15 protein-coding genes are annotated in these 19,129 nt (G+C 71.2%); 13 read left to right on the top strand and 2 right to left on the bottom strand.

The window, feature by feature from the left end; translation table 11 throughout:
• The first annotated feature begins 61 nt into the window (after positions 1–61).
• The 4 genes from ABIE67_RS41660 to ABIE67_RS41675 all read left to right on the top strand — a co-directional run bounded on the left by ABIE67_RS41660 (position 62) and on the right by ABIE67_RS41675 (position 7,376).
• On the top strand, positions 62–1,318 hold the full coding sequence (locus ABIE67_RS41660) for a glycosyl hydrolase (protein WP_370266758.1): 1,257 nt from the start codon (positions 62–64) through the stop codon (positions 1,316–1,318).
• Positions 1,315–3,384 carry an endo-beta-N-acetylglucosaminidase gene (locus tag ABIE67_RS41665; protein ID WP_370266759.1) on the top strand — a complete coding sequence of 690 codons (2,070 nt, stop codon included), beginning with the start codon at positions 1,315–1,317 and terminating at the stop codon, positions 3,382–3,384. Before ABIE67_RS41660 ends, ABIE67_RS41665 begins: the two co-directional genes overlap by 4 nt.
• 64 nt (positions 3,385–3,448) lie before the next feature.
• The gene (locus ABIE67_RS41670; RefSeq protein ID WP_370266760.1) at positions 3,449–6,463 is read left to right on the top strand and encodes an alpha-mannosidase; all 3,015 of its coding nucleotides are present in this window, start codon (positions 3,449–3,451) and stop codon (positions 6,461–6,463) included.
• A gap of 97 nt (positions 6,464–6,560) precedes the next feature.
• Positions 6,561–7,376 carry an N-acetylmuramoyl-L-alanine amidase gene (locus tag ABIE67_RS41675; protein WP_370266761.1) on the top strand — a complete coding sequence of 272 codons (816 nt, stop codon included), beginning with the start codon at positions 6,561–6,563 and terminating at the stop codon, positions 7,374–7,376.
• Positions 7,377–7,429: 53 nt separating this feature from the next.
• On the opposite strand, the gene ABIE67_RS41680 is transcribed toward ABIE67_RS41675, so the two are convergent.
• Positions 7,430–8,131, bottom strand: a complete 702-nt coding sequence (locus ABIE67_RS41680) for a FadR/GntR family transcriptional regulator (protein ID WP_370266763.1) — start codon at positions 8,129–8,131, stop codon at positions 7,430–7,432.
• Positions 8,132–8,313: 182 nt separating this feature from the next.
• Here ABIE67_RS41680 and ABIE67_RS41685 point away from each other — a divergent pair, with 182 nt between their 5' ends.
• Genes ABIE67_RS41685 through ABIE67_RS41720 form a run of 8 tightly spaced genes read left to right on the top strand, consistent with a single transcriptional unit; the run spans position 8,314 to position 16,161 of the window.
• On the top strand, positions 8,314–9,384 hold the full coding sequence (locus ABIE67_RS41685; protein ID WP_370266764.1) for a sugar ABC transporter substrate-binding protein: 1,071 nt from the start codon (positions 8,314–8,316) through the stop codon (positions 9,382–9,384).
• The gene (locus ABIE67_RS41690) at positions 9,381–10,895 is read left to right on the top strand and encodes a sugar ABC transporter ATP-binding protein (RefSeq protein ID WP_370266765.1); all 1,515 of its coding nucleotides are present in this window, start codon (positions 9,381–9,383) and stop codon (positions 10,893–10,895) included. Before ABIE67_RS41685 ends, ABIE67_RS41690 begins: the two co-directional genes overlap by 4 nt.
• Positions 10,888–11,913 carry an ABC transporter permease gene (locus ABIE67_RS41695; protein ID WP_370266766.1) on the top strand — a complete coding sequence of 342 codons (1,026 nt, stop codon included), beginning with the start codon at positions 10,888–10,890 and terminating at the stop codon, positions 11,911–11,913. Before ABIE67_RS41690 ends, ABIE67_RS41695 begins: the two co-directional genes overlap by 8 nt.
• A gap of 58 nt (positions 11,914–11,971) precedes the next feature.
• Positions 11,972–13,324 (top strand): L-fuconate dehydratase, encoded by a 1,353-nt coding sequence (locus ABIE67_RS41700; RefSeq protein WP_370266767.1) that lies wholly within the window; start codon positions 11,972–11,974, stop codon positions 13,322–13,324.
• A complete protein-coding gene (locus ABIE67_RS41705; RefSeq protein WP_370266768.1) occupies positions 13,321–14,076 on the top strand; it encodes an SDR family NAD(P)-dependent oxidoreductase in 756 nt (251 codons plus the stop codon). The genes ABIE67_RS41700 and ABIE67_RS41705 overlap by 4 nt, the downstream gene beginning before the upstream one ends.
• Positions 14,073–15,017, top strand: coding sequence for an aldo/keto reductase (locus tag ABIE67_RS41710; protein ID WP_370266769.1), 945 nt, complete (start codon positions 14,073–14,075; stop codon positions 15,015–15,017). The genes ABIE67_RS41705 and ABIE67_RS41710 overlap by 4 nt, the downstream gene beginning before the upstream one ends.
• Positions 15,017–15,331, top strand: coding sequence for an L-rhamnose mutarotase (locus ABIE67_RS41715; RefSeq protein WP_370266770.1), 315 nt, complete (start codon positions 15,017–15,019; stop codon positions 15,329–15,331). The genes ABIE67_RS41710 and ABIE67_RS41715 overlap by 1 nt, the downstream gene beginning before the upstream one ends.
• Complete coding sequence (locus tag ABIE67_RS41720) at positions 15,316–16,161, top strand: amidohydrolase (RefSeq protein WP_370266771.1); 846 nt, start codon at positions 15,316–15,318, stop codon at positions 16,159–16,161. The genes ABIE67_RS41715 and ABIE67_RS41720 overlap by 16 nt, the downstream gene beginning before the upstream one ends.
• Here ABIE67_RS41720 and ABIE67_RS41725 read toward each other — a convergent pair.
• Complete coding sequence (locus tag ABIE67_RS41725) at positions 16,149–17,570, bottom strand: lipase maturation factor family protein (protein WP_370266772.1); 1,422 nt, start codon at positions 17,568–17,570, stop codon at positions 16,149–16,151. The two genes, ABIE67_RS41720 and ABIE67_RS41725, sit on opposite strands and share 13 nt — an antisense overlap.
• Before the next feature lie 122 nt (positions 17,571–17,692).
• Here ABIE67_RS41725 and ABIE67_RS41730 point away from each other — a divergent pair, with 122 nt between their 5' ends.
• Positions 17,693–19,042, top strand: a complete 1,350-nt coding sequence (locus ABIE67_RS41730) for a DUF6777 domain-containing protein (RefSeq protein ID WP_370266773.1) — start codon at positions 17,693–17,695, stop codon at positions 19,040–19,042.
• The last annotated feature ends 87 nt before the right edge of the window (positions 19,043–19,129 follow it).

Raw genomic sequence — 19,129 nt, forward strand, 5'->3', positions numbered from 1 at the left:
GCCCAGGTCGAACCCCGCTCCTCCGCCGCCCCTCCGCCGCACCTTCGTCACAAGGACACGCATGCCTTCTGCCGTGCGCTTCGGCGTCAACTACACCCCGAGCGAAGGGTGGTTCCACCACTGGCTCGACTTCGACCTCGACTCCGTACGCGCCGACCTCGACTCCATCGCGGCGCTGGGCCTCGACCACATCCGGGTCTTCCCGCTGTGGCCGTACTTCCAGCCCAACCGCACCCTGATCCGTCCCAGGGCCGTCGAGCACCTCGTCGAGCTCGTCGACGCCGCCGCCGAACGCGGCCTCGACGTCAACGTGGACGGACTGCAAGGCCACTTGAGCAGCTTCGACTTCCTGCCGGCCTGGACCCGGACCTGGCACCGCCGCAACCTCTTCACCGACCCGGACGTCGTCGACGGCCAGGCCGCCTACCTGCGCACACTCGCCGCCTCCCTGGCCGGCCGGCCGGGCTTCCTCGGCATGACCCTCGGCAACGAGGTCAACCAGTTCTCGGCGAGACCGCACCCCGACCCCGACCGGGCGACCGAGGCGGAGATCGACCGCTGGCTGTCCCGCATGCTCGCCGCCTGCGAGGAGGGCGCCCCCGGGCGGCTGCACCTGCACGCCGAGTACGACGCCACCTGGTACCAGGACGACCAGCCGTTCACGCCCGCCCAGGCCGCCCGGCTCGGCGCCGTCACCGCCGTGCACTCCTGGGTCTTCAACGGCACCGCCCAGCGCCACGGCCGCACCTCGGTGCCGAGCGAGCACCACGCCGCGTACCTCGTCGAGCTGAGCAAGGCCTGGGCCGACGACCCGCACCGCCCCGTCTGGCTCCAGGAGGTCGGCGCGCCCGCACCCCTGATCCCGCCCGAGCACGCCGCAGCATTCACCGAGGCGACCATCGCGAACACCCTGGACTGCCCCGACCTGTGGGGCATCACCTGGTGGTGCTCCCACGACGTGTCCCGTGAGCTGGCCGACTTCCCCGAACTCGAATACGGGCTCGGGCTGTTGACCAACGACAGAAAGCCGAAGGACACGGCACGGGTGCTGGAGCGTGCGGCCAGGGAGGCGCCGCGGACGCCCGAGCCGCGTACGACAGCGCTGATCGTCCCCGCCGATCCGTCCACCCGCTCTCTCTGCGCCCCGGGCGGCCCGGTCTTCGACGCCTATTTCCGGCTGGCCGCCGACGGCGTCCGCCCCACCACCGTCCTCGACACGCGTGCCGCCGACCAGGAACACCTCCTGGCGCGCGGCATCACCGAGGTCGTCGCTCCCGATCAGGTACTCCCCACCCCACAAGGAGGAACCCGCTCGTGAACCCCACCAGACGTACCGTCCTGCTTGCCGGCGCCACGGCCGCACTGCTGCCCTCGCTGCCGGCGGCGGCCGAGCCCAAGGCCGGGCACGCCAAAGCCACCGCGCTCCAGCCGTACGCCTCCTACTGGTACCCGGACTCGCTGCCCTCCGGCAGCCCCGGCACCGGCATCACCTGGCGCAGCCTGAAGTCCTGGCGTGCGGCCGACGACCCGGACCTCGCCTTCAACGCGGCGACCGTCCCGCTCGCATCGCGCTTCACCCCGACCCCGACGAACTCGACCGCTCGCGCGGGTCAGGCCCGTATCCAGTCCCTGGTGTCCTTCGGGTCCACGGCCGGCAATCCCTCCCAGGGCTCGGCCACCGCCGACTACTACGCCCTCACCCACTGGGCGTACATCGACGAGCTGGTCTTCTGGGGCGGCTCGTCGGGGGAGGGGCTGGTGCTCGCGCCGAACGCGCCGATCGTCGACGCCGCCCACCGGCACGGGGTGCCCGTCCTCGGCAACATCTTCCTGCCGCCCGTCGCCTACGGCGGGCAGTTGCGGTGGACCCGTGACCTGGTGCAGAAGGACGCGGCCGGTCGGTATCCGCTGGCCGAACGGCTGGTCGCGGTCGCGGAGGCGTACGGGTTCGACGGGTGGTTCGTCAACGCCGAGACCAGTGGCGGGAACGCCGCGCTGGGTGCGGACATGCTGGGTTTCCTGCGGGAGCTGAAGGCACGCGCCAAGGCCAGGGGGCAGCGGGTGACCTGGTACGACTCGATGACGGTGAACGGGAGCGTGAGCTGGCAGGGGGCGCTCGACTCGCAGAACGAGGCATTCTTCCAGGCCGCCGACGACATGTTCGTCGACTTCCGGTGGACCGCGGCGAAGCTGGCGTCGTCGGGGCAGCGGGCCGGACAACTGGGGCGCAGCCGCTACGAGTTGTGGGCGGGCGTCGATGTCGAGGCGAACGGCTGGAACTCGTCCGTGAACTGGGACGCGATCGTGCCGCGCGACAAGGCGCATGTGGTGTCGGTCGGGTTCTACCGGCCCGAGTGGACGCGGAATCACCTGCCGCCGGACGAGCGGGGCCCGGGGGACTTCCATGCCGCCGACGACCGGTTCTGGAGCGGGCGGTCGCTGGATCCGTCGCGGCCGGACGGTACGGACAGCTGGCGGGCGCCGTCCGTGTCGGTCGCCGATCGGTCGACGGTCGCGTCGGTGCCGTTCGCGAGCGTGTTCAACACCGGGCACGGGCTGCGGTGGTACGAGGACGGGGAGGTGACGTCGGACGTGCCATGGAACCATCTGGGGCTGCAGGACCGGCTGCCGTCCCGGCGCTGGGTCGTACACACCGAGGGGCAGCGCCCCGCTGTGAACTTCGACTTCGCGGACGCGTGGTGCGGCGGGAGCAGTGTGCTCGTCGAGGGTGAACTGGACGAGCCCGCGGTCCTGGATGTGTATGCGACACGGCTGCCGGTCACTGTTGACACGGTTGTCGAGCTGACGCACCGGACCGATGCGGGCCGTGTGAACGTCGAGTTGGCGGTGGCCACGGCCGAGCCGAGCGGGCCGGGGGCGACACCGCCGTACACGTATCTGCCTGTGAACTCGGTCAACAGCAAGAAGAGGCGGAAGGCCGGACAGGGCACCGTCGCTGTGAACTCGGTCAACGGCTGGGAGATCGTGTCCGTCCCGCTCACAGGCCTGACCGGCATCGCACACGCGATCGGCATCCGGCTCACCGCGACCGATGCCGGCCCCGTCCGCTGGCGGCTCGGCGGCCTTGCCGTCCGCAACGCCCCGCACACGCCCGGCGCCCCCTCCGGCCTCCGGATCACCGCGGCGTCGGGCGGCGACCTGCGCTACGCCTGGAACCCGGCAGCCGGCGACGTACGCCACTACACCCTCCACCGCCTCCTCCCCGACGGCACCAGGCGTTTCCTCGGTGGCACCTGCCAGCGCGCGTTCTTCGTCGGCGGCCTGCGACCCGAACAGGGTGAACAGGCGGCGCGGTTCGAACTACGCGCCGTAGGGGAGCTCTACACCACGTCGGACCCCGTGAACGTCACCCACGCCTGGTAACCCGCCCCGACCGTCACCCACGCCTGTAACCCGCCCCACCCCACGACCTACGGAGTACCCCCGCATGCATGACGACCGCAGCCTGGTCGAAGCCCGTCTCAAGCGCGTCCTCGACGAGCGCGTCCGACCCGCCGTGTACCCCGAGTCCGTGCCGCTGGACGTCGCGGTGTGGCACGCGCCCGATGAGCCGGTGCCCGTCGCCGAGGGGCTCGCGGCCGACCCCGAGCCGATCGAGGTGGGTGCGCGCTGGGGTGCTCCGTGGGGCACCAGCTGGTTCCGGGTCACCGGGACCGTGCCCGAGGCGTGGGCCGGGAAGACGGTCGAGGCGCTCCTCGACCTCGGGTTCGACGAGAACATGCCCGGCTTCCAGTGCGAGGGCCTGGTCTACCGGCCCGACGGCACCCCGGTGAAGGGGCTCAACCCACGCAACCAGTGGGTGCGGGTCGGCGCCCCGGTGGCGGGCGGGGAGCAGGTCCGGCTGCACATCGAAGCGGCCTCCAACCCTGTCATCCTCGACTACCACCCCTTCCTGCCCACGCGGTTGGGCGACAAGGAGACCGCCGGCAGCGAACCGCAGTACACGCTCACCCGCATGGACCTCGCCGTCTTCGACGAGACGGTGTGGCAGCTCGTGCTCGACCTGGAGGTGCTCGGCGAGCTGATGGCCGAGCTGCCGGTGGAGTCGGCCCGGCGCTGGGAGATCCTGCGGGCGGTGGAGAGGGCGCTGGACGCGATCGACCTCCAGGACGTGGGCGGCACGGCGGCGCGGGCGCGGCAGCGACTGGCCGACGTGCTGGCCGCCCCCGCAGTGCCGTCCGCCCACCGCATCAGCGCCGTCGGGCACGCCCACATCGACTCGGCGTGGCTGTGGCCGCTGCGCGAGACCGTGCGCAAGGTGGCCCGGACGACCTCCAACATGACCACGCTCATCGAGGACGAGCCCGACTTCGTCTTCGCCATGTCCCAGGCCCAGCAGTGGGCGTGGGTGAAGGAGCACCGGCCCGAGGTGTGGGCGCGAGTGAAGAAGGCGGTGGCGGACGGGCGGTTCGTGCCGGCCGGCGGGATGTGGGTGGAGTCGGACACCAACATGCCCGGGTCGGAGGCGATGGCCCGGCAGTTCGTGCACGGCAAGCGGTTCTTCCTCGACGAGTTCGGCATCGAGAACGACGAGGCCTGGCTGCCCGACACCTTCGGCTTCGCCGCCGGACTGCCCCAGATCATCAAGGCCGCGGGTTCCAAGTGGCTGCTGACGCAGAAGATCTCCTGGTCCCAGACCAACAGGTTCCCGCACCACACCTTCCAGTGGGAGGGCATCGACGGCACCCGGATCCTCACCCACTTCCCGCCCGTCGACACCTACAACTGCTCGATGAAGGGCAGCGAGATCGCCCACGCGGCCCGTAACTTCAAGGACAAGGGAGTCGCCCGGCACTCCCTCGCCCCCACCGGCTGGGGGGACGGAGGCGGCGGCACCACCCGCGAGATGATCGCCAAGGCGGCCAGGCTCCGCGACCTGGAAGGCTCCGCCACCGTCGTGTGGGAGACCCCGGAGGCCTTCTTCCGGAAGGCCGAGGCCGAATACCCCGACCCGCCCGTCTGGGTGGGCGAGCTCTACCTCGAGCTCCACCGCGCCACCCTCACCAGCCAGGCCGGGACCAAACAGGGCAACCGCCGCAGCGAACACCTCCTGCGCGAGGCCGAACTCTGGGCCGCGACGGCCACCGTACGGACCGGATTCCCTTACCCGTACGAGGAGTTGGACCGCATCTGGAAGACGGTTCTGCTGCACCAGTTCCACGACATCCTGCCGGGGTCGTCGATCGCCTGGGTGCACCGGGAGGCGCGAAAGACGTACGAGCGGATCGCCGAGGAGCTGACCGGGATCATCCGCGCGGCCCAGCAGGCCCTGGCGGGGGAGGGGGAGCGGCTCCTGACGTTCAACGCCGCCCCCCACACCCGCGGCGGTGTCCCGGCGGGCGGCGCACGCCCAGCCGCGCCCCAGGGACGGACGCGGGTCACGCCACGGCCCGACGGCGGTCACGTCCTGGACAACGGCCTGCTGCGCGTCGAGATCGACGGACGGGGCCTGGTGGTGTCCGTGTACGACATCGAGGCCGACCGCGAGACGATCGCGCCGGGCAGCGCCGCGAACCTCCTCCAACTCCACTCCGACTTCCCGAACATGTGGGACGCCTGGGACGTCGACGAGTTCTACCGCAACACGGTCACCGACCTGACCGACGCGAGGAAGGTCGACGAGAACGGGGACGGAGTCCGGGTCGTACGGGCCTTCGGCTCGTCCCGCGTCACGCAGCGACTTAGCCTCGCGCCGGGCGACAAGCGTCTGCTCGTCGACACGGTGGTGGACTGGCACGAGACGGAGAAGTTCCTGAAGCTGGCCTTCCCGCTGGACGTGCACGCGGAGCGGTACGCCTCGGAGACCCAGTTCGGGCACTTCCACCGTCCCACGCACACCAACACCAGCTGGGAGGCGGCCAAGTTCGAGGCCTGTAACCACCGCTTCGTCCATCTGGAGGAGCCGGGCTGGGGAGTCGCCGTCGTCAACGACTCGACGTACGGCCATGACGTGACCCGCACGGTCCGCACCGACGGCGACCGCGGTACGACGACCACCGTCCGCGTCTCCCTCCTGCGCGCCCCGCGCTTCCCGGACCCCGAGACCGACCAGGGCGTCCACCGCTTCCGGCACGCCCTGGTGCCGGGCGCGGGCATCGGGGACGCGGTGCGCGAGGGCTGGCGGATCAACCTGCCCGAACGGCGGGTGACGGGCGGCGTCGACGAGGTGGCGCCCCTGGTCACCGTCGATCAGGACGCGGTCGTCGTCACCGCCGTCAAGCTGGCCGACGACGGCAGCGGAGACGTGGTGGTGCGCCTCCACGAGGCCCACGGCGGCCGGGTACGGGCCACCCTGACGCCGGGCTTCGAGGTCGCGGACGTCGTCGCGACGGACCTGCTGGAACGCCCGCTGCCCGAGACACCGGAGTACGACGGCCGGCGCGTCGCCCTGCGGCTGCGGCCCTTCGAACTCGTGACGCTGCGACTGCGGCGGGCCTCCTAGGCCGAACGGGGGACAGCGGCGCGCCGTCGTGAAACGGTGCGCCAACTCCTCTCACAATCAAGGGCGTTGGCGTCCCCATCGCGCCTTGGAGGCACTCTTGAAGCTCGTCACACGAGCCCAGCTCGGCTGGCCGACGTCCGCCGCACCCCCACAGACCTCGGCCAAGGGCGTGAAGGTCCACTACGAGGGCGCGACGGTCAGCGTGAAACTCCTCGACGACCATGACCTGTGCATCGCCAAGTGGAAGGCGATCCGCAAGGACCATCTGGCCAACCCGAAGGAGAACTACTCGGACATCGCCTACAACTACGGCGCCTGCCCGCACGGTCATCTCCTGGAGGGGCGCGGTCTCGGCAGGCGCACCGGGGCCAACGGCAACCAGGAACTCAACCGCGCCCACTACGCGATCTGCGGCCTGGTCGGCTCGAAGGGCCTCACCGAGCCGACGGACGCGATGCTGGGCGCGATCCGCGACGGCATCGAGTTGCTGCGCCGGCACGGTGCCGGCAAGGAGATCAAGGGGCACCGGGACGGACTGGCCACCGCGTGTCCGGGCGAGCACCTGTACGCGTGGGTGCGGAAAGGGGCGCCGCGCCCCGGCGGTTCGCCGACCGTGCCGGGTCCGCGTCCGGTCGTCGATCTGTCGAAGGTGATCGCCGCGGCCCTGCACGACCCGGACAAGGCGGGCACACCGGTGTCGTACGCGGCCGTACGGACCGTGGAGAAGGCGCTCGTCGCGGAGGGCCTCCTCGACGCCGGGTACGCCGACGGCCACTTCGGCGGGGCGACCGTCAAGGCGTACTCCGCCTGGCAGCACCGGTGCGGCTTCACCGGCGCGGACGCCAACGGCATCCCCGGTCAGGTGTCACTGGACCGACTCGGCGCGGCCCACGACTTCGACGTGCGGCCGTAGGGCCGGGCGCCTTCGACGTGCGGACGTAGGACCCGGCGCGGGTGGGGGAGGGGTCACCCGCCGAGCTGCGCCCGCAACCACTCCTCCACCTCGCCCACATGCGCGGCGGCCGCCGCCCGGGCCGCTTCCGGATCGTGGGCGACCAGGGCGCGGTGGATCGAGGCGTGTTCGCGGCGGGTGCGGGCGAAGGCGCCCTCCTCCTGGTAGCCGCGCCAGACGCGGGCGCGGAAGGTGCGGGAGGACAGGCCCTCCAGGATCGCGGCCATCGTCTCGTTTCCGGCGGCGGCCGCGATCTCGCGGTGGAAGGCCAGGTCGTGGGCGAGGATCTCCTCGGGGTCGTCCGTGGCGTTCATCGCCGTCAGATGTTTCTCGACCTCCGCGAGCTGGTCCGGCGTGATGCGCGCCGCCGCCAGGGCCGTCGCCGTCGACTCCAGGATGCGGCGCACCTCCAGCAGCTCCACGAGCCTCGGCCCCCGGGACAGGTCGGCGACCACGCCGAACGTCTCCAGCAGGTCGCCGGCCTCCAGCTGGGCGACGTAGATGCCCGAACCGTGCCGGGCCTCCAGCACCCCCAGCACCGTCAGCGCGCGGATCGCCTCACGCATCGAGCTCCGGGAGATGCCGAGCCGGACCGCGAGATCGCGCTCGGTCGGCAGGCGCTGGCCGGGCTCCAACCGCCCCTCCGCGATCATCGCCTTGATCTGCTCGATGGCGCGCTGGGTCACGGTGCCTTTCTGCGGGGCTGTCTCGTCCACGGTCACACCATTCCTCCAGTCACCGGTGCGCCGCAGTCTAACCAGCGAGGTGGTCCGACCAATACAGTCGAGATGCGGGAGAATCTGGTGCTGGAGGGTGTTGTTCCCTGGAAGTGGTCTGATAAATATGCGGGCATCTGCTCGGACCATGTGCTCGAACACGCTCAACGAGGAGCCGCCAGATGCACGGCACAACAGCGCGGAAGCAGAACAGGTCACGGAGAGGTGCGGCGGTGGCCGCGGTCGTCGGCGCCTCGCTCGCACTCGCCGCGTGCGGCAGCACCAAGGACACCGGCGCCGCTGGCGCGGAAGGCGGCGGGAGCGGCAAGGTCGGGGTGATCCTGCCCCTGCTGACGTCGCCGTTCTGGCAGTCGTACAACGACTACGTGCCGCAGATGGCCGACTCCGAGGGTGTCGACGCGCTCAAGACGGTCAACTCCAACAGTGACCCCTCCCAGCAGATCACCGACATCAACAACCAGCTCAACCAGGGCGTGAAGGGCCTCGTCGTCGCCCCGCTGGACAGCGCCGCCATCGAGGCCGGTCTCGACCAGGCGGAGCGCAAGGGCGTGCCGGTCGTGGCCGTGGACGTGGCGCCCGACAAGGGCAAGGTCGCGATGGTGGTGCGTGCCGACAACGTGGCGTACGGCGAGAAGGCCTGCCAGTACCTCGGCGAGCAGATCCCCTCCGGCAAGGTCGTACAGATCATGGGCGACCTCGCCTCGGTCAACGGCCGTGACCGCTCCGAGGCGTTCCGGGCCTGTGTGAAGAAGAACTTCCCGAAGCTGAAGGTCCTGGAGATACCGGCCAAGTGGGAGTCCGACACCGCGGCCTCCAAGCTGGACACCCTCCTGAACGCCAACCCCGACATCAAGGGCATCTACATGCAGGCCGGCGGTGTCTACCTCGCGCCGACCCTCCAGACCCTGAAGTCCAAGGGGATGCTGAAGAAGGCCGGGCAGGCCGGGCACATCACGATCGTCTCCAACGACGGCATCCCGCAGGAGTTCGACGCCATCCGCAAGGGCGAGATCGACGCGACCGTCTCCCAGCCCGCCGACCTGTACGCCAAGTACGGCATGTACTACATCAAGGCGGCGATGGAGGGGAAGACCTTCGAGCCGGGCCCGACGGACCACGACTCGACCATCGTGAAGCTGTCCAGCGGCATCCTGGAGGACCAGCTGCCCGCCCCGCTGGTGACCAGGGACAACGTCGACGACCCCAAGCTCTGGGGCAACACGGTCAAATGAGTACGGCTGCGATCACACCCCTCGCCGAGGCGCGGGACATCGTCAAGCGCTATGGGCCCACCACCGCCCTCGCCGACGGCCGGCTCACCGTCCTGCCCGGCGAGTCCCACGCGCTCGTCGGCCGCAACGGCGCCGGCAAGTCGACCCTGGTCCGGATCCTCACCGGCCTCCAGGCCGCCGACGAGGGCGAGGTCAGCTTCGACGGCGAACCCGCACCGCCGCTCACCGACCGCGACGCCTGGCGCCGCAAGGTCGCCTGCGTCTACCAGCACCCCACGGTCGTCCCGGAGCTGACGGTCGCCGAGAACCTCTTCATCAACCGGCAGCCGCTCCAGCGCGGCTTCATCAGCTGGCGCAGACTACGCAACGAGGCCGCCGCACTCCTCGCCACCTGGGACGTGCACGTCGACCCCGAGGCCCGCACCGCCGACCTCAAGGTCGAGGACCGCCAAATGGTGGAGATCGCCCGGGCGTTGAGCTTCGGCGCCCGCTTCATCATCCTCGACGAACCCACCGCCCAGCTCGACAACCGCGAGATCGAGCGGTTGTTCACGCGGATGCGCGCGCTCCAGGACTCCGGTGTGACCTTTCTGTTCATCTCGCACCACCTCCAGGAGGTGTACGAGGTCTGCCAGACCGTCACGGTCCTGCGGGACGCGCGCTGGATCACCACCGCCCCGGTCGCCGAACTCCCGCGCCGGGCCCTGGTGGAGGCCATGGCGGGGGAGTCCCTGGAGGCCATCGCCGAGCAGGCCGTCGACCCCGGGGACGTCGACCAGGACGCCCCCGTCCTGCTCGAAGCCCGCGGGCTCACCTCACCGGCGTACGAGAACATCGACCTCACCGTCCGCCACGGCGAGGTCGTAGGACTCGCCGGGATCAGCGGCAGCGGCAAGGTGGAGCTGGCCGAGTCCTTCGCGGGGCTGCACACCCCGACGGGCGGGACCGCTCGACTGGGCGGTGAGCGGCTGCCGTTCGGGGATGTGCGGGCCGCCCTCGAGGCGGGCGTCGCGTGCGTGCCCCGGGACCGGCACGACCAGGGGCTCGTCGCCGGCATGACCATCGGCGACAACGCCACGATGAGCGTCCTGGACCGGCTGGGCCGCTTCGGTTTCGTCGGCACCGACCGCAAGCGCGGCTTCGCCCGTGCCCTCATCGAACGCCTCGACATCCACACCGAGGGCCCCGACCAGCCCGTCTCCGACCTGTCCGGCGGCAACGCGCAGAAGGTCGTCATGGCCCGCGCCCTCGCCTCCGACCCCCGTCTGCTCGTGCTGATCAACCCCACCGCGGGCGTCGACGTGAAGTCCAAGGAGTCCCTGCTCGCCCGCATGGACAGCGCCCGCGAGGACGGCACCTCCGTACTCGTCGTCTCCGACGAACTCGACGACCTGCGACGCTGCGACCGCGTCCTCGTCCTGTTCCACGGCCGTGTCGTCGCCGAGCACCCGGCGGGCTGGCACGACCACGAGCTGATCGCCGCCATCGAAGGAGTGGACCGCAATGGCTGACACCAAGGCCCCACCGGCCCTGCCCGTGAAGGTGCCGGACGCCCGTGCGGCCAGGACGGTCCTGCTCCGCCGCGCCCGCGAACTCGCCCTCGTACCGGCCCTGTTGCTGCTCCTGGTACTCGGCGCGGTGGTCAACGACTCGTTCCTCACCGAGCGCAACCTGATCTCCATCCTCGGCGCCTCCGCCGCGCTGGCGATGGTCGTGCTGGCCGAGTCACTGGTCCTGATCACCGGCAAGTTCGACCTCTCCCTGGAGTCCGTCGTCGGTATCGCGCCCGCTGTGGGAGCGCTCCTCGTGCTGCCCGCCGCCAGCTCCGGCTGGGGCACCGAACTCCCCGCCGCCCTGGCCATGGCGGCGATCGTCGCGGTGGGCGGGGCCGTCGGGGCCTTCAACGGCATCCTGGTCGTCAGGTTCAAGCTGAACGCGTTCATCGTGACGCTCGCGATGCTGATCGTCCTGCGCGGTCTGCTGGTCGGCGCGACCAAGGGCAAGACGCTGTTCGGGATGCCCGACAGCTTCTACTCCCTCGCCACCACGACGTTCATCGGCATCCCGATGTCGGTGTGGCTCGCGGCGGCCGCCTTCGCGATCACCGGGTTCGTGCTGAAGTACCACCGTGTCGGACGCGCCCTGTACGCCATCGGCGGCAATGCGGACGCGGCCCGCGCGGCCGGCATCCGGGTCGAGCGCGTGATGCTCGGCGTGTTCGTCGTCGCGGGCGCCCTCGCGGCCGTCGGCGGGATCATCCAGACCGGCTACGTCGGGGCGATCAGCGCCAACCAGGGCAACAACATGATCTTCACCGTGTTCGCGGCCGCGGTGATCGGCGGCATCAGCCTGGATGGCGGCAAGGGCACCATGTTCGGCGCCCTGACCGGCGTACTCCTCCTCGGCGTCGTCCAGAACCTGCTCACCCTCGCCCAGGTGCCGTCCTTCTGGATCCAGGCCATCTACGGCGGAATCATCCTGGTCGCCCTCATGATCGCCCGAGTGACGACGGGTCGGGCGCAGGACTGACCCCGCGCCGACCCCCGCGCCGACCCTCTCGTCGACGTCACCTACCGAAAGGCCTTCTGTGTCCCCGACCCCCGCCCGCATCGCCGCGGTCGACACCTATGACATCCGCTTCCCCACCTCGCGCGAGCTCGACGGCTCCGACGCGATGAACCCGGACCCGGACTACTCGGCCGCGTACGTCGTGCTGCGCACGGACAGTCAGGAAGGCGTGGACGGGCTGGAGGGGCACGGATTCACGTTCACCATCGGGAGGGGCAACGAGGTCCAGGTCGCCGCGATCGAGGCACTGCGCGGGCATGTCGTCGGCCGCTCCGTCGACGAACTGTGCGGCGACCCGGGGACCCTGAACGGCGACCTGATCGGCGACAGCCAGCTGCGCTGGCTCGGCCCCGAGAAGGGCGTGATGCACATGGCGATCGGCGCCGTCATGAACGCCGTGTGGGACCTGGCCGCCAAGCGGGCCGACAAGCCCCTCTGGCGCCTCCTCGCCGACGCCGACCCGGAGTGGATCGTCCGTCAGATCGACTTCCGGTACCTCACCGACGCGCTCACACCCGAGGAGGCGCTGACCATCCTGCGCCGGGGCCGGGAAGGGGCGCAGGAGCGCACGGCCCGGCTCCTGGAGCGCGGCTACCCCGCCTACACCACCTCCGCCGGCTGGCTCGGCTACGACGACGACAAGCTCACGCGCCTCGCCGCCGAGGCCGTCGCCGGCGGCTTCCAGCAGATCAAGCTGAAGGTCGGCGCGGACCTGGAGGACGACGTACGGCGCTGCCGCGTCGCCCGCGCGGTCGTCGGGCCGGACATCCGCATGGCCGTCGACGCCAACCAGCGCTGGGACGTCGACGAGGCGATCCGCTGGACCAAGGCCCTCGCGGAGTTCGACCCGTACTGGATCGAGGAGCCCACCAGCCCCGACGACGTCCTCGGCCACGCCGCGATCCGCAAGGCCGTCGCCCCCGTGAAGGTGGCCACCGGCGAGCACGTGCAGAACAGGGTCGTCTTCAAGCAGCTCCTCCAGGCCGGCGCCCTCGACGTCCTCCAGATCGACGCGGCCCGCGTCGGCGGCGTCAACGAGAACCTCGCCATCCTGCTGCTCGCCGCCAAGTTCGGCGTCCCGGTGTGCCCGCACGCGGGCGGCGTCGGCCTGTGCGAACTCGTCCAGCACCTGTCGATGTACGACTACGTGGCCGTGACCGGCACCACCGAGGACCGCGTCATCGAGTACGTCGACCATCTGCACGACCACTTCCTCGACCCGGTGGTGATCAGGGAAGGTCACTACACGGCACCCACCGCGCCGGGCTTCTCGGCCGCCATGCGACCCGAGTCGATCGCGCGGTACACGTTCCCGGACGGCGCCTTCTGGGCCGCCGACCTCCAGACGCAGAAGAAGGGGCACGCGGCATGAGCGACTTCGACGGTCTCAAGGCGCTGGTGACGGGAGGCGCCTCCGGCATCGGCCGGGCCACGGCCGAACTCCTCGCCGCCCGCGGCGCCCAGGTCGCCGTCCTCGACCTCGACCCGTCGTCGGTGGAGAAGCCACTGCTCGCCTACCGCGCCGATGTGACCGACGACGCCTCCGTACGCGCCGCCGTGGCGGCCGCCGTGGCCGACCTGGGCGGACTGGACGTGGTGGTCAACAACGCCGGCATCGGCGCCCAGGGGACCGTCGAGGACAACGACGACGCCGAGTGGCACCGGGTCATGGACGTCAATGTCGTCGGCATGGTCCGGGTGGCCCGCGCCGCCCTCCCGCATCTGCGCGCCTCCTCGCACGCGGCGATCGTCAACACCTGCTCCATCGCCGCCACCGCAGGGCTCCCGCAGCGCGCGCTCTACAGCGCGACCAAGGGCGCCGTGTACTCCCTCACCCTCGCGATGGCCGCCGACCACGTCCGCGAGGGCATCCGCGTCAACTGCGTCAACCCCGGCACGGCGGACACGCCCTGGGTCGGCCGCCTCCTCGACTCCGCGCCCGACCCGGCCGCCGAGCGCGCCGCCCTGGAGGCCCGCCAGCCCACCGGCCGCCTCGTCTCGGCCGCCGAGGTCGCGGGCGCCGTCGCCTATCTGGCCAGCCCGCTCTCCGGGGCCACGACCGGCACCGCCCTCGCCGTCGACGGCGGCATGCAGGGGCTGCGTCTGCGGCCGGGGGGCCAGTGAGCATCCCCCGGGGACTCGGCTTCGGAGCCGCCGCCATCGCCAACCTCTACACCGAGGTCACCGACGAGCAGGCGCATCAAGCGGTGTCCGCCGCCTGGCAGCGCGGCATCCGCTACTACGACACCGCACCCCACTACGGCCTCGGGCTGTCCGAACGCCGACTCGGCGCGGTCCTGCGCGAACTCCCGCGCGAGGAGTACACGGTCTCGACCAAGGTGGGCCGCCGCCTGGAGCCGTCGGACGCGGGCGGCGACGACCTCGCCCACGGCTTCGCCGTCCCCGCCACGCACCGCCGCGTCTGGGACTTCAGCGAGGACGGCGTACGACGCACCCTGGAGGCGAGCCTGGAGCGGCTCGGCCTCGACCGCGTCGACGTCGTCTACCTCCACGACCCCGACGACCACGCCGAGCAGGCCTTCCGGGAGGGCTACCCGGCCCTGGAGAAGCTCCGTTCGGAGGGCGTGGTCGGCGCGATCGGCGCCGGCATGAACCAGGCGGAGATGCTCACCCGCTTCGTCCGCGACACGGACGTCGACGCGGTGCTGTGCGCGGGCCGGTACACGATGCTCGACCAGAGCGCGCTCGCGGAACTGCTGCCCGCCGCTGTGGAGCGAGGGGTCTCCGTGGTGATCGGCGGTGCCTTCAACTCGGGTCTGCTCGCGGATCCCAAGCCGGGGGCGACGTACAACTACGCCGAGGCGCCGGGTGAGTTGCTGCACAAGGCCGTGCGCATGAAGGAGATCGCGCGGCGTCACGGCATCACCCTGCGCGCCGCCGCGCTGGCCTTCTGCGTGGCCCATCCGGCCGTGGCGAGCGTGCTGGTGGGCGCCCGCTCGGCCGCCGAAGTCCATGACTGCGTCGATCAGTTCGCCACGCCGGTCCCCGCCGCCTTCTGGCAGGAGCTACGGGAGACCGGACTTCTGGTGACCGAGGAGCCGTGATGAGAGTCGCCCTGCACACCAAGGTCCGCGCGGACCGCGTCGCCGAGTACGACGCCGCCCACCGCGAGGTCCCGAAGGAGCTCACGGACGCCATCCGGGCCGCCGGAGCGACCTCCTGGACGATCTGGCGCAGCGGCACCGACCTCTTCCACCTCCTGGAGTGCGAGGACTACGGCCGCCTCCTCGCCGAGCTGGAGAAACTTCCGGTCAACGTGGCCTGGCAGGCCCGCATGGCCGAACTGCTCGACGTGGTGCACGACTACTCCGACGAGGGCGCGGACGCCGGCCTGCCCGTCGTATGGGAGCTGCCGTGACGGTCGTCGACGCCCACCACCACGTCTGGGACCTCTCGGTGCGGGACCAGGACTGGATCACCGGCCCCGAACTCCAGCCGCTCCGAAGGAACTTCACCGTCGCCGACCTGGACCCCGAGGTGCGGGCCGCCGGTGTGGACCGCACGGTACTGGTCCAGACGATCACGGTCCCCGAGGAGACCCCCGAGTTCCTGGCCCTCGCCGCCGAGCACGACCTGATCGCGGGCGTCGTCGGCTGGACCGACCTGACCCGACCGGACGTCGCCGAGGAACTGGCCCGGCTGCGTGAGCTGCCCGGGGGCCGGTACCTCAAGGGGATCCGCCACCAGGTGCAGGGCGAGCCCGACCCGGAGTGGCTGCTGCGGGCGGATGTACGCCGCGGACTGGCCGCCGTGACCGACGCCGGACTGGTCTACGACCTGGTGGTGCTGCCGCACCAGCTGCCCGCCTGCGTCAAGGCCGCCGCGGACCACCCCGGCCTCACCTTCGTCCTGGACCACCTGGGCAAACCGCCCATCGCCTCGGGCGAGCGAGCCCCCTGGGAGACAGCGGTCCGCTCCCTGGCCGCCCTGTCCAACACGGTCTGCAAGCTCTCCGGCATGGTCACGGAGGCCGACCCCGCCTCCTGGACGGTCGACGACCTGCGCCCGTACGCCGGCGTCGTCCTGGACGCCTTCGGCCCGGACCGGCTGATGTTCGGCTCCGACTGGCCGGTGTGCACGCTGGCGGCGTCGTACCGCCAAGTGTTCGACACAGCAATGGAGTTGACCGGGGAGTCCGACCAGCAGCAGATCTTCGAGACGACCGCCATCCGCGTCTACGACCTCTGAGCCACCCCGGCCAGCCTGGTCGGCGGAAGATACTCCCGCACATAGGTCCGCTCCCAGCACGCGCCCGTCTCCCGAAGCTCACGCCAGGTCGTGTAGCGGTACCGGAAGAGGCGGGCGCGGACGTAGCGCGGCGGCGCGTCGGGCGGGAACGGCGAGCGGCGCAGCAGCTTCAGGGTGTCACGGTCGTTCTCCAGGAGCCGCTCCACCAGCGTGCCGAACCAGGACCCGGCGTACGCGGGGGACAGCGCGGCGAACCACATCAGCCAGTCCAGCCGCAGATGGTAGGGCGCGAACTGCCGGGGCCAGCGCCGGGGATCACCCGGCTTGCCCTTGAACTCGTACTCCCGCCAGTCGGAGTCCTCCCGCGGTACGTCGTCGTCGGTGCCCTCGATCACCACCTCGTACCGGATCCGGCTGACGCTGCCGAACGCGCCGTAGGTGTTGACCAGATGGAGCGGGTCGAAGGAGCGGTTCATGATCTGGCGGCGGGAGATCATGTTGGCGACCGGGTGGTAGCTCAGGCCGACCAGGAGCGCGGCGACCGCGAGGACCACGACCTCGTACCACAGGGGCGCGCCGGGCACGGACGGTCGATCACCGGGGAACTCGATCGCCGACAGGGCCAGCACGATCGTGATCCAGTTCAGCCAGGAGAAGTTGCCCGACAGGACCAGCCACAGCTGGGTGACGATCATCAGCGCGGCGGCCGCCGTAGCGATCGGCTGCGGGGTGAAGAGGAGGACGGGCACGAGGAGTTGGGTGACGTGGTTGGCGGCCACCTCGACCCGGTGCACCGGCTTCGGCAGATGGTGGAAGAACCAGCTCAGCGGGCCCGGCATCGGCTGGGTCTCGTGATGGTGGTCCAGGCAGGTCAGCTTGCGCCAGCACTCGTCGCCGCGCATCTTGATCAGGCCCGCCCCGAACTCCACGCGGAACAGGATCCAGCGCAGCAGGAACAGCACCACGATCGGCGGCGCCACCTCGTCGTTGCCCAGGAAGACGGCGAGGAAGCCGACCTCCAGCAACAGCGACTCCCAGCCGAACGAGTACCAGGTCTGGCCGACGTTCACGATCGACAGGTACAGCGCCCACGGGACCAGCCACAGCAGCATGGCGCCCCACAGGGGCACGGCGTTGTCCAGCCCGGCCAGCAGCGCCGCCGACACCGCGCAGCCCGACCAGGCGCAGGCGGCGAAGAAGCGGTCCGAGTAGTGGAGTTGGAACAGGCTGGGGGCCGCCTTGAAGGGCACCCGCTCGACGAAGCGCGGCACGGGCAGCATGCCGCGCTCACCCGTCAGCGCCCGGAACTGCAGGGCCGCCGTCAGGAAAGCGAAGAGATACACGCCGGCCAGAGCCCGCTGGAAGACCAGCCGGCTCGTCCAGTACTCCGGTGCGATGAACCACTCCACGGCCCGTCTCCTCCTTTCCTCATTGTCGCGCCACCCGACCCAGGTGACTCTCCGTATATCACGTCTCCGCTTGCGTAACCCGAGCGAGTGAAACAGACAATAGGGGCGAAGTGCACGGCGAAATGCCCGACAACCGGCGGGAGGACGTGGTGCGGACACCCACCCGAGCCCTCCTCGCGGCCTGCGCGCTCTCGGCGGCGCTCGTCGTCGCCGGATGCGGTGGCGGCGGAGACAAGGACACGCGAGCGGGCGGCGAGGTCTTCCTCCAGCCCGTCGCGGACCAGGGGCCGGACCCCTTCACCGACTCCACGGCCACCTCGGCCGCCACTCCTTCGCCGGTCACCCGAACGCCGAGGCCGGCGCACTCGGGCCGGGCCGGGCTCCAGTCACTGTCCGGCGAGACGCCCGGTCTGTACGGCGGCACCCGGGGCGCCGGCAGCTGCGATGTCCGGCGGCAGATCGACCAGCTCACCGCCGACCGGGCCAAGGGACGTGTCTTCGCCCAGGCCGCGGGCATCTCCCAGACGTCGATCCCCGGCTATCTGCGCGGACTGACCTCGGTCGTGCTGCGCGCCGACACCCGGGTCACCAACCACGGGTTCCGCGACGGCATGGGGACCGGCTACCAGTCCGTCCTGCAGGCGGGCACCGCCGTTCTCGTCGACGGCCACGGGGTGCCGCGCGTCCGCTGCGCCTGCGGCAACCCGCTCGCCCCGCCCGTCGGCCTGCGGGGCACACCCGGCACCAGCGGCCGGCCCTGGTCCGGATACCGGCCGAACCAGGTGATCGTGGTGGCCCCCACGACGCAGGTGATCACCAACATCACGATCATCGACCTCGTCGACAACACCTGGATCGAACGGCCCGTCGGTCATCGCGGCCACGAACGCGACCATGTCGTACGGCCCCCGAAGCCGCATCCGCACGACAGCGCCTCCAACGCCGCGCCCGGCGAGCCCACCTCCCCGCCGAAACCGCCGACCGACTGCGCGACCCCGACGGCCACGGTCGCCCCCCGCCCCACCGGCGAGTCGCCGCACCGGACCCCGGCGGACGTGACGGACGCGGGGGACACCGCTCCCGACGACTGCCCCACGGCCACCGGCACGGCACCGACGCCGACGCCTACGGCCGACCCCGGTCGCGCACCCGCCTCGCCGTCTTCGCCCGCGTCCCCGAAGTCCCCGGAGGCCCAGGAGTCCCCGGAGTCCCAGGAGTCCCCGAAGTCGCCCGATGAGCCCACCCCCTCCGACTCCCGAACGGAACCGGACACCTCTCCGGGTTCCCCGACCTCCCCGGCCTCCCCGTCGTCCCCCGACTCCCGGGACACCCCGGAGGAGACCGGCCCCGAGACCGGCCCCGAGACCGTCCCCGACAACCCCGACGTGCCCGACGGCGGCGGGCTGATCCCCGACGACCCCGGCACCGCCGACAGCATCTTCGGCAGCCCCACCGACGTCTTCGACGGCTGACCGACGCCTGGGAGCGGTCGTGGAACCGAGCGAAGGCCGTTCCGTCGCCCCGGTCGAAGAATCCGGCGATTCCTGGCAAGGTGGCCC

This window comes from Streptomyces sp. V4I8 (genome assembly GCF_041261225.1).
Taxonomy (GTDB): Bacteria; Actinomycetota; Actinomycetes; order Streptomycetales; family Streptomycetaceae; genus Streptomyces.

Excerpts from the sequence above, each read along its gene's own strand:
- ABIE67_RS41720 (WP_370266771.1), top strand. The coding sequence starts at position 15,316 with ATGGGAGCTGCCGTGACGGTCGTCGACGCCCACCACCACGTCTGGGAC.
- ABIE67_RS41690 (WP_370266765.1), top strand. The coding sequence starts at position 9,381 with ATGAGTACGGCTGCGATCACACCCCTCGCCGAGGCGCGGGACATCGTC.
- ABIE67_RS41660 (WP_370266758.1), top strand. The coding sequence starts at position 62 with ATGCCTTCTGCCGTGCGCTTCGGCGTCAACTACACCCCGAGCGAAGGG.
- ABIE67_RS41705 (WP_370266768.1), top strand. The coding sequence starts at position 13,321 with ATGAGCGACTTCGACGGTCTCAAGGCGCTGGTGACGGGAGGCGCCTCC.
- ABIE67_RS41730 (WP_370266773.1), top strand. The coding sequence starts at position 17,693 with ATGCCCGACAACCGGCGGGAGGACGTGGTGCGGACACCCACCCGAGCC.
- ABIE67_RS41670 (WP_370266760.1), top strand. The coding sequence starts at position 3,449 with ATGCATGACGACCGCAGCCTGGTCGAAGCCCGTCTCAAGCGCGTCCTC.
- ABIE67_RS41715 (WP_370266770.1), top strand. The coding sequence starts at position 15,017 with ATGAGAGTCGCCCTGCACACCAAGGTCCGCGCGGACCGCGTCGCCGAG.
- ABIE67_RS41685 (WP_370266764.1), top strand. The coding sequence starts at position 8,314 with ATGCACGGCACAACAGCGCGGAAGCAGAACAGGTCACGGAGAGGTGCG.
- ABIE67_RS41695 (WP_370266766.1), top strand. The coding sequence starts at position 10,888 with ATGGCTGACACCAAGGCCCCACCGGCCCTGCCCGTGAAGGTGCCGGAC.